Origin of the sequence: Thauera phenylacetica B4P (assembly GCF_000310225.1) — a bacterium.
Taxonomy (GTDB): Bacteria; Pseudomonadota; Gammaproteobacteria; order Burkholderiales; family Rhodocyclaceae; genus Thauera; species Thauera phenylacetica.
This window is the reverse complement of sequence record NZ_AMXF01000032.1, coordinates 14,833-30,764: the sequence shown is the minus strand read 5'-3', so window position 1 is coordinate 30,764 and position 15,932 is coordinate 14,833. Positions and strand designations below refer to the sequence as shown.

The window sequence follows — 15,932 nt, the reverse complement described above, 5'->3', positions numbered from 1 at the left end:
TGGCGGGGCTCTTCCTCTACGGCGGCATGGCCTTCACGGTGTATCCGATCGTGGTCGCGCATCTCGTCGACCACCTGCCGCAGGACCAGATCCTCGCCGGCAACACCACCGTGCTCTTCCTGCACGGCGTGGGCGCGGCCGTCGGCCCGGGCATCGCCGGCGCGCTGATGGGCTGGGTGGGGGCGATCGCGCTGCCGCTGCACCTCGGCCTCGCCTTCGTGCCGCTGGGCCTGTTCGCACTGGTGCTGTCGCGGCGCAGCGAGGACGAGATCGTCGAGGGGGCCGCCCAGTTCACCCCGATGATGCGCACCTCGCACACGGTGCTTGAGATGGTGTCGCCCGAGGGCGCCGAGGCGGTCGCCGAAGCGGCGGAGGGGGCGGAGGCTGCCGAGGCCGCAGGGGCTGCCGACGTCCCCGGCCTCGATGCGGCAGCACCGGCGATCGACGTCGGTGAAGACCGGGAGGAGCCGACAGTCGAGGCACCCCGCGCGGACGCCGCCGCGGCGCTCGTGACGGAGGCTGCGGGCCGCGAGGACGAGGATGACACGGGCCCCCCCAGCGGCGCGGAGTCGGTGGCCGTGGCGGAGGCGGCGGAGGCGGAGGCGGCGCTTCAGCCTCCACACGCCCCCGACCCCGGCGCCCTGCTCAGGCCCCCGCCATCGTCTGCGCCCACCACAGATACAGCGGAATCCCGAGCAGCAGGTTGAAGGGGAAGGTGACCGCGAGCGCCGCCGCCACCCCGAGCGCCGGGTTGGCCTCGGGCACGGCGATCCGCATCGCGGTGGGCGCGGCGATGTAGGACGCGCTGCCGGCGAGCGTCATCATCAGCACCGTGCCGCCCACGCCCAGGCCCATCAGCTGCGCCACGCCCCAGCCGGCCAGTGCCAGCACCGGCGGCAGGGCGAGCGCGCTGCCGACCAGGAACAGCCCCGCCTTCTTCAGGTCCGGCAGGCGGTCGGCGGCGATCAGGCCCATCTCGAGCAGGAACAGGCACAGCGCGCCCTTGAACAGATCGACGAACAGCGGCGACAGCGGCTCCAGCCCCTGCGGCCCGGCGACCCAGCCGATCAGGATGCCACCGCCGAGCAGCACCACGCTCTTGTTGGCGAACACCTCATGCACCAGCGCGCCCGCGGTGGAGCTGCCGTCGGCGGACTTCACCCCCCAGCGCGCGATCAGCGTGGCCACGATCAGCGCCGGTGCCTCCATCAGCGCGGCGAGCAGCGCCAGATGGCCCTCGACCTCGACGCCGCGCCCGGCCAGCACCGCCGCGCCCACCGCGAAGGTGACGATGGAGACCGAGCCGTAGTGCGCCGACAGCGAGGCGGCGTCCGGGCGCGAGAAGCTCAGGCGGAAGAGCGGGAAGACCAGCAGCGGGATGATCGCGCCCAGCCCGATCGCCAGCAGCGCATCGACCCACAGCGTGGCGCTCTCGGAGCGCGCGATCTCGACCCCGCCCTTGAGGCCGATCGCCAGCAGCAGGTAGATCGACAGGGTCTCGAAGACGGCGGCGGGCAGGCGCAGGCCGGAGCGGGCGAGCGAGGCCACCGCGCCGAGGGCAAAGAAGAAGGGAACGGCATCGACCATGTGTTGTTTTCCTTGATGAGCGGACCGCGCAGGAGCGGAACCGGGAGCGCGCCGCGACGGACCTTCGGAGGCCGCGGCTGCGTCAGTGCGGTGCGCATTTTGCCGCGGCGCACACATGGAGAAAAATGATTTATTTCTGCTTTTCAAATAGACTTTTATCTATGTAAACCACCCAGCCAGCCCGCCGCCCATGCGCCTCACCTTCCACCAGCTCCGCCTCCTGCTCGCGGTCTCGCGCGAGGGCGGCGTTTCGCGCGCCGCCCAGCGCCTGCACCTGACCCAGCCCACGCTGTCGGCGCAGCTGCGCCAGCTCGCCGAGCAGGTCGGCCTGCCGCTGTTCGAGCGCGTCGGCCGCCGCCTGCACCTGACCGCGGCCGGCCGCGTGGTGCTCGACACCGCGAACCGGGTCGAGCAGGAACTCGAGCGCCTGGACGAGACCCTCGCCGAGCTGCGCGGCGACGTGGTCGGCCGCCTGCGGCTGGCGGTGGTCAGCACCGCGGAGACCTTCATCCCGCGCTTGCTCGGCGACTTCCGCCGCGAACGCCCGGCGGTGGAGGTGTCGCTGGTGGTGCTCAACCGCGACGCGGTGATCCGGCGGCTGGCCGACAACCTCGACGACCTCTACATCATGAGCCGACCGCCGCAGGCGCCGCCGGTGGTGGCCACGCCCTTCCTGTCGAATCCGCTGGTGGTGGTGGCGTCCACCGAGCATCCGCTGGCCGGATGCAGGAGAAAGCTTCCGCTCGAGGCGCTCGCCGACGAGGAGTTCGTATTGCGCGAACCCGGCTCCGGCACCCGCCAGGCGGTCGAGCAGTTCTTCGCCACCCACGGCCTCGCGCTGCGCCCGCGCCTGGAGCTGGGCAGCAACGAGGCGGTGAAGCAGGCGGTGGCGGGCGGGCTGGGGCTGTCGCTGCTATCGGCCCACGCGCTCGCCCACGCGGTCGACGAGGGCATCGCGGTGCTGCGCGTGGACGGGACCCCGCTGCCGACCCAGTGGCAGGTGGTGTATCCGGCCGGCAAGCGCCTGACCCCGCTCGCCGGCGCCTTCCTCGAGTTCCTGCGCGAACGCGCCGCCGAGCTCGAACGCAGCGCGCAGGCGCGCCTGGACGCGGCGCGGCGCTAGCGCCGCCCGAGCCCTCCTTCAGTCGGTGCCGAAGCGCGGGGAGCGCGGCCCGAACAGCAGGCCACCCGGCCTCCCGGCCGAGAGCAGACGCATGCTCGTCACCCCGGCGACCGGATGGCTACGATCGGAGATGGTCTCGACGATCTGGCTGACGATCGCCTGCACCAGCATGCCGACGAGGCCACCGCTGCTGCTGCGGCCCTCGGCGCTGGAGGCGGTCGCGCTCCCCTGCCAGAGCACTCCGCCCGAGGTGAGATCGACCAGGCTCGCCTCGGCGCTCACCCGCGACTCGCTGCTGATCACCGAATAGCTCGTGCCGTACTGACCGATCTTGATGTACAGCACGGCATCGGCACCGAAGATCTCCTTCAGCTTGGCCGCCGGGACCTCGTGCATCTGCCCGGGGTCGGTGACGCCGTTCTCGCGGAACATCTCGTCGACCAGGGTCACCGGCAACACGTAGTAGCCGGACTCCGCGAGCGGCAAGGTCACATGCGACAGGAAGCTGTAGCTCGCATTGACGTCGGGCGAGTTGTTCAGCGGTGGCAGCACCAGCAGGGACTTCGGGCGAGCCTCCTTGAACGCGGTGTAGTCGTAGGGCTGCGGGGTCGCGCAGGCGCCTGCGAGCAGGGCTGCGGCGGCGAGGATGAAGGGGCGAAGATTGAACCGACGGGACATCGTCCCCTCCCTTAGTCGAGTTTGTCGAGCAGGCGGTCGATGAAGGCCGCCGACTCGGGGAATTGCATCTTCTCGGCCTCGAACGCGCGCTTCATCTCCTCACCGCGACCGATACGCCCGTAGAGCAGGCCGAGGTGAGCGTGATAGCCGGGAGGTAGCGCCTCTCCGGCCGCGGCGGCCTTCTGCACCCCCTCCTCGAGCCTGAGGATCTGCTCCTCGGGAGCGCTCTCGGCGCGGAAATGCTCGTACACGCGAGGCTGGTACTCCCCCCAGTGATAGAGCGGCTTGGGCTGGGCCGCGCAGCCGGCCAGCAGCGCCCCGGCGAGCAGGGCAAGGACAAGCTTCGGGTTCATGTCGTCGATCGCCGTCGATGCTCACTCGGCCGGACGCCAGGCGCCCGATTCGATGCCCGCGACCAGGCCGGCCACCGCCTCGCGGACCGCCAGGTCGAGCACCTTGCCGTTGAGCGTGGAGTCGTAGCCGGCGGTGCCGCCGAAGCCGACCACCTCGCGCGCGGAGAGGCTGTACTCGCCTGCCCCCTGGGCTGAGTACACCACCTCGGAGGTGTTCACATCGACCACATTCAGGCTGACCTTGGCATACGCCACCTGCGACTTGCCGCGACCGAGCACGCCGAAGAGCTGGCGGTCGCCGACTTCCTTGCGGCCGAACTCGGTGACGTCGCCGGTGACGACGAAACTGGCACCCTTGAGCTTCTGGCCCTGCTTCTTGATCGAAGCCTCCTGCGCGATCTCGCTCATGTTGTCGCGGTCGAGGACGCTGAAGCGACCGGTCTGCTGCAGGTGTGTGATCAGGATGGTCTTGGCCTGGCTGCCGAGGCGATCGGTGCCGTCGGAGAACACCCCGCGCATGAAGCTGGAGCGGTTGTCGAACTTGCCCACGGAGATCGGACTGCGCACGCCCTGGTAGGGCGAAAGCGCAGCGGGCGCCTGGGGCACCTCGATTACGCGGGAAGCCTCGGTCGCGCAGCCGGCGACGAGCAGGGTGGAAAGTCCGAGAGCGAGGAGGCGGCTTGTGTTGATCATGATGACGTCCATCCGGTCGAAAAATGCATCGAATATGAGCAAATCATGATAACAGGGGATCGATCGCCTACCTCGGCGAGCACCTCGGAATCGCGCTTCGGCATATCCCAATCCAGGCAGTTCCGTGACGCCCCCCTTCCCCCGAAGAGGATCGCTTGGCGAAGCTTACGAACCATAAGAAATAAGCTTCGGAATATTGAGTCTTTTGAATGCATAAGAGCGAAAGCTAAGCTCCAGCTCCCCGCCCATCTGCGCTGCCATGCTGCTGCCCGAGATTCACGCCCCCCTCTTCGTCGGCCTCGTCCTCGTCGTCCTCTTCGTCGCCTTCGTGCGCGAATGGGCGAAGCCCGACGTCGCGGTCATGGTGGCAGTGGGCATGCTGCTCGCCGCGGGCGTGCTGAACAGCAAGGAGGTGCTCGGCGTCTTCGGCAACAGCGCGCCGATCACCATCGCCTGCCTGTTCATCATCAGCGCCGCGCTGTCGCGCACCGGCTGCGTGGACCAGCTCGGCGAATGGCTCGCCGCCGCGGCCGGCGCGGGCGAGCGCCGGCTGCTGCTGGCGCTGATCGGCGCCTGCGTGCTGGTGTCGCCCTTCATCAACAACACCCCGGTGGTGATGGTGATGATCCCGGCGGTGATCGCGGTGGCGGCGCGCCAGGGCCTGGCGCCCTCGCGCCTGCTGATCCCGCTCTCCTACGCCACCATCCTCGGCGGGCTGATCACCATGGTCGGCACCTCGACCAACATCCTGGTCGACGGCGTCGCGCGCGAGCAGGGCCTGGCGCCCTTCTCGATGTTCGAGATCAGCCTGCCGGCGATCCTGATCGCGCTGGTGGGCAGCGCCTTCATGCTGGTGTTCGCGCCGCGCCTGCTGCCGGTGCGCGAGACCCTGAGCCAGCAGTTCGGCGCCGGCGAGCGCTGGTTCATGACCGAGCTCTTCGTGCCCGAGGGCTCGCACCTGGCGGGCCGGACGCTGCGCGAGGCGCGCCTGTCCAACGGCATCATCCAGGTGCTGAACCTGGTGCGCGGCGACACCGAGCTCGCCGACCCCGCGCCCGACATCCGGCTCGAGGTCGGCGACCGCGTCGTCGTACACAGCCGCAGCGACGCCATGATGGCGCTGCGCAGCAGCGACGGCGTCGGCCTGCAGGCGCCGGCGGGCACCGCGGCCCACGACGTCGAGACCCTGCGCCGGCGCGACCTGGTGATGGTGGAGGCGATCGTCGGCCAGACCTCGCGCTACATCCTGCGCCCGATCCGCGACCTCGACCTGCTCGCGCGCTACGGCATCCATCTTGTCGCGGTACATCGGCGCGACGCCTCCTTCTCGCAGATCGGCGAGGACTTCCAGCTCCTCGGCGGCGACGTGCTGCTGGTGGAGGGCACGCCGGCGCAGATCCAGCGCTTCTGCGACAACGGCGACCTGTTCGCGATCACCAAGGGCCGCCAGATCGCGAGCCGCCGCCACAAGGCGCCGATCGCGCTTGCCGCCATCGTCGGCGTGATGCTGCTCGCCGCGCTGAACGTGATGCCGATCGAGGGCCTGGCCCTGATCGGCGCGGCGATCGTGATCGCCACCGGCTGCATCACCAGCGACGAGGCCTACAAGTCGATCGAGTGGCCGATCCTGGTGCTGATCTTCGGCATGCTGGCGATCAGCATCGCGATGCGCAACTCCGGCCTCGACCAGCTGCTCGCCGGCCAGCTCGCCGCGCTCGGCGAGGGCATGTCGCCATGGCTGATGCTGTCGCTGGTGATCCTGATCACCTCGGTGGCCACCGAGGCGCTCAGCAACAACGCGATCGCGGTGCTGTTCACCCCGGTGGCGATCGGCCTGGCGCAGCAGATGGGGGTGGATCCGCGCCCCTTCGTGGTCGGCGTGATGTTCGCCGCCAGCTGCAGCTTCGCCACCCCGATCGGCTACCAGACCAACACCCTGGTCTATAGCGCGGGCAACTACCGCTTCGCCGACTTCGCCCGCCTCGGCGTGCCGATGAATATCCTCACCTGGCTGCTGTGCAGCGCGCTGATCCCGCTGTTCTGGCCCTTCCACCCCTGAGCCGGACCACCCGGCCCGCTCACTCGACCACCACCCCGGTGATCCTGCCCTCGCGCACCCGGCTCGATGGGAGCTCGCCTTCGGGGACACCGCCTTCCTCACCCGCCCCCACCGCCGCGGGGGCGCCCGACAGCGGCGGCGGCCGGCAGGCGTCCGCGCTCGCCGGCTCCAGGTGCGGGATCAGCAAGGGGCCCATCGACTTGAGGATCTGCACCGGCAGCCCGGAGGTGAAGCGGTAGCTCGCCGCCTCGGGGCCGATCACGTAGGCGGTGAGCGTGCCGAAGTGACGCGGGCCGAGATAGAACACGAAGGTGGCGGTGCGGTTGAGCGCCAGGCCGGCGCGTCCGCGCACCACGATGCGGTTGTCGCCGGTGCCGGTCTTGCCGCCGAGCGCCAGCTCGCTGCCGTCGGCGAGCTTGAAGGCACCCGCCAGCCGGCGCGCGGTGCCGCCCTCGACCACATCCGACAAGGCCCCGCGCAGCGCGCGTGCGACCTCGGGCGCCATCACCGGATCGCCTTCCACCGGGCGGATCGCAAACGCGCTCTCGTAGGGCGTGGCGCGCGCGAAGCGCACCGTGTCGATGCGCTGCATGGGCAGCCGCAGGCCGTCGTTGACGATGATGCCCATCAGCTCGGCGAGCGCCGCCGGACGGTCGCCCGAGCTGCCCAGCGCGGTGGCGAGCGAGGGCACGAGGTGGCCGAAGGGATAGCCCAGCCGCGCCCAGCGGCGGTGGATCTCGAGGAAGGCCTCGACCTCGAGCAGGGTGAAGATGCGCGAGTCCTGCGCGCCCTTGGCGCGGGTGCGGAACAGCCAGCGATACACCTGCTGGCGCTCCTCGGCGCTCGCCGCCACCGCCTCCGCGAGCGTGGCCTCGGGATGCTGCAGGCGGAAGGCGACCAGCCACAGCTCGAGCGGATGCACGCGCGCGACGTAGCCGCGGTCGGGCAGGTCGAAGGCCTCCGGTGCATTGCGCGTATACAGCTGGGCGAGGCGCGCGGCGGCGGGCGGCTCGCCGAGGCGGCGGGCGAGGAAGTCGGCGAGGGCTTGCGGCGGGGCCGCAGGCTCGAGGTAGCGGAACACCGCGGCGAGGCGGTCAGCGCTCGGGCGCAGGCCGTCGAGCAGGGTCGAACGGATCTCCTCCGGCGTGCTGTCCTGGTACTTGCGCCAGAAACGGCGCAGGAAGAGCTGGCCCTCGCGGTCGGCGAAGCGGGCGAGGTAGTCGAGGCGGCGCGGATCGTCGTTGTCCTCGAGCAGGCGCGCGGTGCTGCCCGGCACCTGGTACATGGTGTGGCGCACGAGCTCGCGCATCAGGCGTACGAAGGGCAGGTTGATCGAGGCCTGCAGCGCCTCGCGCAGCGTGGGCTCGCGGGCGTTGTCGCTGGCGTTGAAGTTGCCGAAGCTGTGGCGCCCGCCGCCGGTGAAGAAGCCCTCGCCCGGACTCGCCGAGAACCGGCGTTCGAGCGCGGCCTCCAGCATCGCGGGCAGGCTGCGGTCGGGCGTGGTGGCGAGATGGTCGATCGCCCAGCGCGTGAGGCGGTCCTGGCCGTCCACCTCGACGCGGCGCAGCGCCGGAGGGTCGAGCACGGCGAGCCGGGCGTGGAGCTCGGCCACGAGCTCGAGGTGGGTGGCGAGCACGCGCAGCTTGGCGGTGGAGCCGAGCTCGAGCTTGCTGCCCTCGTTGATGTCGAGCGGCTGATCGGTGGTGTCGGTCTGCACGCGCACGCGGTTGCCGCCGGCGGTGCGCTCGACCAGGGTGAAGCTGTAACGCACCGCGCCGAGGGTGGCCGGCTGCAGCATCCGCTCGCCGATCAGGCCCTGGCTGCGCGCGAAGGCCGGGTCGGCGAGGCGCCCGAGGTAGTCGCCCACCGCCTGCTGCAGGCCGCCGTGCAGGGTGGTGCCGAGTTCGGCGTCGAGGCGGTCCAGGCCGTACAGCGAGGTGTCGAGCAGTCCGGCGAGCCGGGTGCGCACCGCGGTCGTGCCCTTGCCGGGCGTGGCCGGAACCCAGGCCGGATCGGCGACGAGGTTGCGGAAGGCGAGCGGCTGGGCGAGCGCGGCGTCGCGCAGCCCGGCGCCGATCAGACCGGCCTCGGCGAACAGGCGCAGATAGGCGTCGGTGGTGCGTGCCAGCTCCTCGCGCCCGCCGGCGAGATACCACGAGGGGCGGCGGTGCGCGATCATCAGCGCCACCACCTGGCGCAAGGCCTGGCCCTGGGCGATGCGCGCGTCCCCCTCGCCCTCCGGCGCCGCCAGCAAGGCGTTCACGCGCTCGAAATCGGCCCCGAACCACACCCACAGCCCGTCGCCCAGGCCATTGACCTCGCCGTGCCCGGGCGCGGCCGACAGCGGCACGGTGTTCAGGTAGTCCAGCACCAGCCGGCGGCGCACAGGCAGGGTCTGCTCGCCGTCGCGGTAGGCACGCACCGAGGCCGACACCATCTGGCGCAGCTTCTCGCGCGCGTCCAGGGTGATGCCGCCGGGCGAGTGGCGGTACTTCTCGATCTGGGTGGCGAGCGTGCTGCCGCCGGGCGCGTCCAGATCCATATTCACCATGCGTCCGAGCTGGCCGAGCGCCGCGCGCGCGAAGCGCACCCAATCCACCGCCGGGTTGAGCGTCGGCCGCGACTCGTCGAGCAGCTCGCGGTTCTCGATGAAGAGCAGGGCCTGGGCGACGATGGCCGGCACGTCCTCGAAGCGCGCGTAGCCGCGCCAGGGATAGCGGAAGCCGTACAGCGGCTCGCCGCGGCAGTCGAAGACGTCCAGGCCGGCGCGCGTCTTCTCGGCGTAGGGCGGGAACAGGCCGCGCTCGACGTGGGCGAGCAGCGCGTCGTCGAAGCGCACCTGCTCGACGAGCGCGAAGCCGCGCGCCTGCAGGCGCTCGGAAAAGCGTGCCAGCTCGGTGTAGCCGAGGCGGCGGTCGAAGGGGCCGTGGGCGGGAAAGCGGATCGCCTCGCTCGGCCCCGCCACCAGCGCGTAGTCGAGGCGCGCGGCGTAGCGCGCGAGCTCGCGCGCCTGCAGGCGCGAGGTGGCGGCCTCGTGCCGCAGCAGCAGGCCGCCGGCCACGCTCGCCACCAGCAGCGCCACGAACACGGCGACGCCCAGCACGCGCCAGGGACGCAGGCGGCGCCCGGGCGGCGCCGGCAAGGCCTCCGGAGCGGAAGGCGGAAGATCGGGGGTCACGGACGGGCGGATCGATGTTGCATTGCGGAAATTATGCGCATCCTGCAGCAGAAAAATGACACTGTTACAAACCCGCCACAAACCAGGCGCATTCCGCCCCGGCACTCGACCGGCAGCGCGGAGGAGGAATAAGCAATGCGTTTTTTGTTGGTTCGGTTCGGCGCGCGACGCGGATAGATTTTCTCCATCGCAATCACCGCAACGGAGACGATCCGATGAAACGCATTTCCCTCGGCCGCGCCCTGCTCGGCCTCGCCCTCGCCGCCGGTCTCGCCGCCAGCGCGGCCGCCGAGACCACCCTGCTCAACGTGTCCTACGATCCGACCCGCGAGCTGTACCAGGCGTTCAATCCCGAGTTCGCCCGCCACTGGAAGGCGCAGACCGGCGAGACCGTCACCATCCGCCAGTCCCACGGCGGCGCCGGCAAGCAGGCGCGTGCCGTCATCGACGGGCTGGAGGCCGACGTGGTGACGCTGGCCCTCGCCTACGACATCGACGCCATCGCCGAGAAGACCGGCAGGATCCCCGCCGACTGGCAGCAGCGCTTCGCCCACAACAGCGCGCCCTACACCTCGACCATCGTGTTCCTGGTGCGCAAGGGCAACCCCAAGGGCATCCGCGACTGGGGCGACCTGGTGAAAGCGGGCGTCGAGGTCGTCACGCCCAACCCGAAGACCTCCGGCGGCGCGCGCTGGAACTACCTCGCCGCCTGGGCCTACGCGCTACGCCAGCAGGGCGGCAGCGAACAGGGCGCGCAGGGCTTCGTCACCCGCCTGATGAAGAACGTGCCGGTGCTCGACTCGGGCGCGCGCGGTGCCACCAACACCTTCGTGCAGCGCGGCATCGGCGACGTGCTGCTGGCCTGGGAGAACGAGGCCTTCCTGTCGCTCGACGAGCTCGGCGCGGACCAGTTCGAGATCGTCGTGCCCTCGCTGTCCATCCTCGCCGAGCCGCCGGTCGCCGTGGTGGAAGGCGTGGCGAAGAAGCGCGGCACCGAGCGAATCGCGCGCGCCTACCTCGACTACCTGTACTCGCCGGTCGGCCAGCGCCTCGCGGCCCGCCATCACTACCGGCCGATCCACCCCGAACACGCCGACCCGGCCGATATCGCCCGCTTTCCCAAGCTCGAGCTCGTCACCATCGAGCAGCTCGGCGGCTGGCAGGCGGTGCAGCACAAGCACTTCGCCGACGGCGGCGTGTTCGATCGCATCTACGCGCGCTGATGCGGCGAGCGTGAATCGGGGGCCCCGGGGAGCTGGCGGCTCAGCCGCGATGCACCGACAGGCCGGCGAAGGACTGCGCTACCGGCATCAGCTCGATGGTGTTGATGTTGACGTGCGCCGGCCGGGTGGCGATCCAATACACCGAGTCGGCGATGTCCTCGGCGGTCAGCGGCTGCACGTCGGCATAGACCTTGGCCGCCTTGTCGTCGTCGCCATGGAAGCGCACGTTGGAGAACTCGGTGCCGCCGCACAGGCCGGGCTCGATGTCGGTCACGCGCAGCGCGGTGCCGAGCAGGTCGGCGCGCAGGTTGAGGCTGAACTGGCGCACGAAGGCCTTGGTGGCGCCATACACGTTGCCGCCGGCGTAGGGCCAGCGCCCGGCCACCGAGCCGAGGTTGAAGATGTGGCCGCGGTTGCGCGCCACCATGCCGGGCAGGAAGGCACGGGTGACCTGCACCAGCCCGGTGCAGTTGGTGTCGATCATGGTGTGCCAGTCGTCCAGAGCGGCCCGGTGCGCCGGCTCCAGCCCGAGCGCGAGGCCGGCGTTGTTGACCAGCACATCCACCTCGGCGAAGCCGGCGGGCAGCGCGCCCGGCACCGCGGCGACCGCGTCGGCGTCGCGCACGTCGAGCTCGATCGGCAACAGCACGTCGCCGAGCTCGGCGGCGAGCGCGTCCAGGCGGTCCTTGCGACGGGCGGTGGCGACCACGCGGTGGCCGCCCTGGACGAAGCTGCGCGCGATGGCGGCGCCGAAGCCGGCGGAGGCGCCGGTGACGAAGACGATCATGGGAGGGACTCCTGGACGAATGCGGTGAAGGCTGCGCCACGCCCCGACGGCGGGGCGGGCGCGCGAACGCGGGATGGTAGCGAAGCCGGCGGCCGATGCCAAAGCGGATCGGCCGCGACGCGGCGTGCGGCCGGGCCGGTCTGGCCTGCATCGATCGGCATGAGCGCTGGCAACGCCGGCGCCGTCGTCGAACCGCAGGCACGGGTTTCGATGTTCGTTTGCTGCCAAACCGGAGGGTTTTCAGCTGACCCGCCTTCTTGCCGCCGACAGCCGATCGTAGACCTGGCCTCCCAGCCATTTCGACACCAGCGTCTGCAACTCCGGCTTGGCCATGTAATCGGTGAACAGCTCCTCGTTGAGATCCATCCGCTCGATGAACAGCGACTCCAGGACCTCGCGGAACACCAACTGAAACTTGTCGAGCGAGTTCACCTCGGCCGCCCGCTGCAGCGACTCGTTCAGGCTCGCCGCCTCGGCGATCTGGTCGAAGAACAACTGGTCCGCGTCGTTGAGCTCGCCGCCGAAGCGCCGGTTGATGATGTCGATCAGGCGCGACAGCGACACCTGCTCCTCGCGCACCCTGCCCGAGCCCACCTCGCGCGGCCCGTCCAGCGGTCTGGCATAGCCCTCGTCGAGGCTGATCGAGCCTTCGCTGATCTTCTGCAGCCGGTAATAGTCGAGTTCGACTTCCTCGTCGAACTGGTAGCCTGGCCCGCTCTTGCGTTTGGGCAGCTTCAGCGCAAGGTGGCGCAGGTAGGTGAACAGCTTTTCCAGATCGCTGTCCTGATACGGAATCACCTGGCTCAGGAAGCCGTAGAGATTGCGGAAGGCCTGCAGTTTGCCGCGCCACAGTTCGGCTTCGTCCTCTTCCATGCCCTGCAACTGCACGAAGCGCGCGACCGCCTGATCGAGGATCGCGTTCATCGCCTTGTGGTCGCCCGCGCTCTGGCGGCGCTTGGGCGCGAAGAACACCCGCGAAAAATCGCCCACCTCGGTCTGCCGGTAGATGCCCGAGGCGTCGAGCTCGGCCTTGACCGCGTAGAGCTTGTCGGGATCGACCGCCTCGCCCATTACCGAGCCCTCGTAGTACTGGCGGAAGGCTTCCTGGATCTCGCCCGGCTCATTGACGAAGTCGAGCACGAAGGTGTCGTCCTTGAGCGGATGGGTGCGGTTCAGGCGCGACAGCGTCTGCACCGCCTGAATGCCGGCCAGGCGCTTGTCCACATACATCGTGTGCAGCAGCGGCTGATCGAAGCCGGTCTGGTACTTCTCGGCCACCAGCAGCACGCGGAATTCCGGCTTGGCGAAGGTCTCCGGTAGCGCCTTCTCCTTCAGGCCGCCGTTCATCTCCACTTCGGTGTAAGTCTTCTCGGCGATCCTGTCGTCTTCCACGCTGCCCGAGAACGCGACCAGGCTCTTGATCGGGTAGCCCTTCTCGGTGATGTAGCGGTCGAACTCCTGCTTGTAGCGCACCGCCTCCAGCCGCGAGCCGGTCACCACCATCGCCTTGGCGTGGCCGCCGATCTTGTGCCGGGTGAAGTGCTGGAAGTGCTCGACCATCACCTCGGTCTTCTGGCCGATGTTGTGCGGGTGCAGGCGCATGAAGCGGGCCAGCGCCTTGGCCGCCTTCTTGCGCTCGACGTTGGGGTCGTCCTCGGCCTTCTTGATCAGCTTGTAATAGGTTTTGTAGGTGACGTAGCTTTTCAGCACGTCCTCGATGAAGCCTTCCTCGATCGCCTGGCGCATGGTGTAGCGGTGGAAGGGCTCGCCGCCGCGGCCGAAGATCGCCAGCGTCTTGTGCTTGGGCGTGGCGGTGAAGGCGAAGAAGCTCATGTTCGGCTGCTGGCCGCGCTTGGCCATGGCGCGGAACAGGCGCTCGAGTTCGAGTTCGCCTTCCTCCTCGGCCATCGCCTGCGCCTTGCGCCGCAGTTCGGCGCCACCCAGCACGCCCTTCAACTCCGTCGCCGTCTCGCCCGACTGCGAGCTGTGCGCCTCGTCGATGATCACCGCGTACCGGCGCGTGGGCAGGTGGCTGTTGCTGCCTTCGCCACGCTCCTCGGCGAGCTTCATCAACTGCCCGGACACGAAGGGAAACTTCTGCAGCGTGGTGATGATGATCGGCACGCCCGCTTCCAGCGCCTCAGCGAGCTGGCGCGAGTCCTCGTCGATCTTCTGCACCACGCCCTGGCGGTGGTCGAACTGGTAGATGGTGTTCTGCAACTGGCGGTCCAGCACCACGCGGTCGGTGATGACGACCACGCTGTCGAACAGCCGCTGGTCGCGCTCGTCGTGCAGGCTGGACAGGCGATGCGCCAGCCAGGCGATGGTGTTGCTCTTGCCGCTGCCGGCCGAATGCTCGACCAGATAGTTATGCCCCACACCCTCTCTGGCGGCTGCCGCCACCATCTGGCGCACCGCCTGCAACTGGTGGTAGCGCGGAAAGATCAGGTTCTCCTTGCGCAGCTTCTTGCCGTCGTCGCTGGTCTTCTCTTCCACATCGAGATGCAGGAAGCGCGCGAGCAGGTCGAGCAGGCTGTCGCGCTGCAGCACTTCTTCCCACACATAGGCCGTCTTGTAGTTGCGTCCCTCGGGGTCGGGCGGGTTGCCGGCGCCGCCGTCCACGCCGCGGTTGAAGGGCAGAAAGTAAGTCGACGAACCCGCCAGGCGCGTGGCCATGTGCGCCTCTTCGGTATCCACCGCGAAATGCACCAGCGCGCGCCTGGAGAACACGAAGATCGGTTCGCGCGGGTCGCGGTCGTGGCGGTACTGGTGGATGGCGTTGGCGGCGGTCTGGCCGCTGAGCGGGTTCTTCAGCTCCAGCGTCACCAGTGGGATGCCGTTCACCGACAACACGACATCCAGCGACTGTTCCGACTTCGGGCTGAAGTGCAGTTGCCGCGTCAGCCCCAGCCGGTTGGCCCGGTAGCGCGCCTCCAGCTCCGGGTTCAGGCCGTGCGCCGGACGGAAGAAGGCGATGCGCAAGGTCTTGCCGAAACACTTGAAGCCGTGGCGCAGCGTGGCCAGCGCGCCATGAACATCCAGCCACTTGCACAGCGACTCCAGCACCCGCGCGCCGGTGTGCTCGCCGTGCAGTGCCTCGAGCTTGTCCCACACCTTGCCTTGGGTGGCGCGAATGAAGGCCAGCGCCTCGTCGGGGAAGAGCGCGCGCTCGCGGTCGAAGGCCTTGCTGGCCACCCGCGTGTAGCCGTCTGCGAGCAGGACAGCCTCGATGGCGGTTTCGAAGGCGGCTTCGGACGTTCGTTTGCTCGTCATCACTCGGCGCTGCTCAGCGGGTGCTTTCGTTGGTGCTTGGTGCGTCCTCACCTGTCAACACTGGCTTGCCGTCCTGCCAGATAACGGCGTAATGACCCAGGCGCCGCTTTCTCTCCAGGGTCTTGGCGGCCAAGCGCTGGAGCGTCTCGAGCATCTGGCGCGTACTCTGCGAGGGTAGATCCTGTTTCCTGATGTTCATTTCCCGGCCTCCTCGGTCAGAAGCTGATAGTAATCGCCGTGGGCAATCTCACGATCGTCGCCCCGCTGGTCGAACACCAGCACCGGGTGTTCTCCATTGTTCATGAAGCAGGCGCAGTGATCGACCCGATGACTGAAATCATCGAGCAGGTGGCGCAGGCTGCGGGGAAAGCGGCGTTCGATGTCCGCCTCCGGGATGGCGTGCCCGCCGTGCGCCACCCTCTCGGCCACCCGCAGCTTCGACATCTCGGCGCTGGGGAGCGCCAGATAGATCAGTTCCACGTGCCAGCCGTCGCGGCGCAAGCGCTCGACCAGTCGCAGATAGGTCCGTCCCGCCAGGGTGGTTTCGAAGGCGAAGTCTTCGCGCTCCCTGACCCGCACCTCGATCTCGCGCAGGAAGATCCGGCTGGCGGCCAACAGTTCGCGCTCCGGTGCGAGCGGCGCAAGCCCGGCGGCGATCAGGTCGGCGTTGATGAAGTGCCTGCAGCCCGCCACCTGCGGCAAGTATTCCAGCGCGAAGGTGGTTTTGCCCGCGCCATTGGGGCCGGCGATGATCCAGCAGGTCGGGGTCATGCGCGCATCTCCTGCAGTGAAACCTGGCCGGTGACGGCGGCGACGATGAGGGTGGCGCGGATGAAGGCCAGCGCCTCGTCGGGGAAGAGCGCGCGCTCGCGGTCGAAGCCTTGTGCGGCCACCCGCGCGTAGCCCCCGGCCAGCAAGACCGACTCGATCGCGGTCTCGAAAGCGGCTTCGCTGGTGGTCTTCATCGCTCGTTTCCTT

Annotated in this window: 13 protein-coding genes and 1 pseudogene; 4 read left to right on the top strand and 10 right to left on the bottom strand. The window is 69.4% G+C overall.

Features of this window, described 5'->3' with window-relative positions; all coding sequences use genetic code 11:
* Positions 1–707: pseudogene (locus C667_RS26370) on the top strand (hypothetical protein); the annotation flags it as partial.
* On the opposite strand, the gene C667_RS06970 reads toward C667_RS26370, so the two are convergent.
* The gene (locus C667_RS06970) at positions 646–1,587 is read right to left on the bottom strand and encodes a sodium-dependent bicarbonate transport family permease (protein WP_004359274.1); all 942 of its coding nucleotides are present in this window, start codon (positions 1,585–1,587) and stop codon (positions 646–648) included. The pseudogene C667_RS26370 and the gene C667_RS06970 sit on opposite strands and share 62 nt — an antisense overlap.
* Positions 1,588–1,777: 190 nt before the next feature.
* On the opposite strand from C667_RS06970, the gene C667_RS06965 reads away from it, so the two are divergent.
* A complete protein-coding gene (locus C667_RS06965; RefSeq protein ID WP_004359272.1) occupies positions 1,778–2,710 on the top strand; it encodes a LysR family transcriptional regulator in 933 nt (310 codons plus the stop codon).
* 18 nt (positions 2,711–2,728) lie between these two features.
* Here the strand turns inward: C667_RS06965 and C667_RS06960 are convergent, their stop codons facing one another.
* Genes C667_RS06960 through C667_RS06950 form a run of 3 tightly spaced genes read right to left on the bottom strand, consistent with a single transcriptional unit; the run spans position 2,729 to position 4,434 of the window.
* Complete coding sequence (locus tag C667_RS06960) at positions 2,729–3,388, bottom strand: DUF799 domain-containing protein (RefSeq protein ID WP_004359270.1); 660 nt, start codon at positions 3,386–3,388, stop codon at positions 2,729–2,731.
* Positions 3,389–3,399: 11 nt separating this feature from the next.
* Positions 3,400–3,741, bottom strand: a complete 342-nt coding sequence (locus C667_RS06955; protein WP_004359268.1) for a DUF4810 domain-containing protein — start codon at positions 3,739–3,741, stop codon at positions 3,400–3,402.
* A 21-nt stretch (positions 3,742–3,762) separates the two neighbouring features.
* Entirely contained in the window at positions 3,763–4,434 is a 672-nt protein-coding gene (locus C667_RS06950) for a CsgG/HfaB family protein (RefSeq protein WP_004359266.1), read from the bottom strand.
* A 259-nt stretch (positions 4,435–4,693) separates the two neighbouring features.
* Here C667_RS06950 and C667_RS06945 point away from each other — a divergent pair, with 259 nt between their 5' ends.
* Positions 4,694–6,493 carry an SLC13 family permease gene (locus C667_RS06945; protein ID WP_004359264.1) on the top strand — a complete coding sequence of 600 codons (1,800 nt, stop codon included), beginning with the start codon at positions 4,694–4,696 and terminating at the stop codon, positions 6,491–6,493.
* Positions 6,494–6,512: 19 nt separating this feature from the next.
* Here C667_RS06945 and C667_RS06940 read toward each other — a convergent pair whose 3' ends face one another.
* Entirely contained in the window at positions 6,513–9,671 is a 3,159-nt protein-coding gene (locus C667_RS06940; RefSeq protein WP_370701708.1) for a transglycosylase domain-containing protein, read from the bottom strand.
* Between the two features lie 215 nt (positions 9,672–9,886).
* Between C667_RS06940 and C667_RS06935 the strand changes: the two genes are divergently transcribed.
* A complete protein-coding gene (locus C667_RS06935) occupies positions 9,887–10,894 on the top strand; it encodes a sulfate ABC transporter substrate-binding protein (protein ID WP_004359261.1) in 1,008 nt (335 codons plus the stop codon).
* Positions 10,895–10,934: 40 nt separating this feature from the next.
* Here C667_RS06935 and ydfG read toward each other — a convergent pair whose 3' ends face one another.
* The 5 genes from ydfG to C667_RS06910 all read right to left on the bottom strand — a co-directional run bounded on the left by ydfG (position 10,935) and on the right by C667_RS06910 (position 15,919).
* Positions 10,935–11,681, bottom strand: a complete 747-nt coding sequence (gene ydfG, locus C667_RS06930) for a bifunctional NADP-dependent 3-hydroxy acid dehydrogenase/3-hydroxypropionate dehydrogenase YdfG (RefSeq protein ID WP_004359259.1) — start codon at positions 11,679–11,681, stop codon at positions 10,935–10,937.
* Between the two features lie 240 nt (positions 11,682–11,921).
* Positions 11,922–14,954 (bottom strand): type I restriction endonuclease subunit R, encoded by a 3,033-nt coding sequence (locus C667_RS06925; protein WP_004359257.1) that lies wholly within the window; start codon positions 14,952–14,954, stop codon positions 11,922–11,924.
* A gap of 13 nt (positions 14,955–14,967) precedes the next feature.
* Positions 14,968–15,153 carry a hypothetical protein gene (locus C667_RS06920; RefSeq protein ID WP_004359256.1) on the bottom strand — a complete coding sequence of 62 codons (186 nt, stop codon included), beginning with the start codon at positions 15,151–15,153 and terminating at the stop codon, positions 14,968–14,970.
* Positions 15,150–15,725, bottom strand: coding sequence for an ATPase (locus C667_RS06915; RefSeq protein WP_004359254.1), 576 nt, complete (start codon positions 15,723–15,725; stop codon positions 15,150–15,152). Before C667_RS06915 ends, C667_RS06920 begins: the two co-directional genes overlap by 4 nt.
* The gene (locus C667_RS06910; protein WP_004359253.1) at positions 15,722–15,919 is read right to left on the bottom strand and encodes a hypothetical protein; all 198 of its coding nucleotides are present in this window, start codon (positions 15,917–15,919) and stop codon (positions 15,722–15,724) included. The genes C667_RS06915 and C667_RS06910 overlap by 4 nt, the downstream gene beginning before the upstream one ends.
* Positions 15,920–15,932: the final 13 nt, after the last annotated feature.

Bases quoted from the DNA above. Each gene is read 5' to 3' on its own strand.
- C667_RS06925 (WP_004359257.1), bottom strand. From the start codon at position 14,954: ATGACGAGCAAACGAACGTCCGAAGCCGCCTTCGAAACCGCCATCGAG.
- C667_RS06910 (WP_004359253.1), bottom strand. From the start codon at position 15,919: ATGAAGACCACCAGCGAAGCCGCTTTCGAGACCGCGATCGAGTCGGTC.
- C667_RS06915 (WP_004359254.1), bottom strand. From the start codon at position 15,725: ATGACCCCGACCTGCTGGATCATCGCCGGCCCCAATGGCGCGGGCAAA.
- C667_RS06955 (WP_004359268.1), bottom strand. From the start codon at position 3,741: ATGAACCCGAAGCTTGTCCTTGCCCTGCTCGCCGGGGCGCTGCTGGCC.
- C667_RS06960 (WP_004359270.1), bottom strand. From the start codon at position 3,388: ATGTCCCGTCGGTTCAATCTTCGCCCCTTCATCCTCGCCGCCGCAGCC.
- ydfG (WP_004359259.1), bottom strand. From the start codon at position 11,681: ATGATCGTCTTCGTCACCGGCGCCTCCGCCGGCTTCGGCGCCGCCATC.
- C667_RS06950 (WP_004359266.1), bottom strand. From the start codon at position 4,434: ATGATCAACACAAGCCGCCTCCTCGCTCTCGGACTTTCCACCCTGCTC.
- C667_RS06970 (WP_004359274.1), bottom strand. From the start codon at position 1,587: ATGGTCGATGCCGTTCCCTTCTTCTTTGCCCTCGGCGCGGTGGCCTCG.
- C667_RS06935 (WP_004359261.1), top strand. From the start codon at position 9,887: ATGAAACGCATTTCCCTCGGCCGCGCCCTGCTCGGCCTCGCCCTCGCC.
- C667_RS06920 (WP_004359256.1), bottom strand. From the start codon at position 15,153: ATGAACATCAGGAAACAGGATCTACCCTCGCAGAGTACGCGCCAGATG.
- C667_RS06965 (WP_004359272.1), top strand. From the start codon at position 1,778: ATGCGCCTCACCTTCCACCAGCTCCGCCTCCTGCTCGCGGTCTCGCGC.
- C667_RS06945 (WP_004359264.1), top strand. From the start codon at position 4,694: ATGCTGCTGCCCGAGATTCACGCCCCCCTCTTCGTCGGCCTCGTCCTC.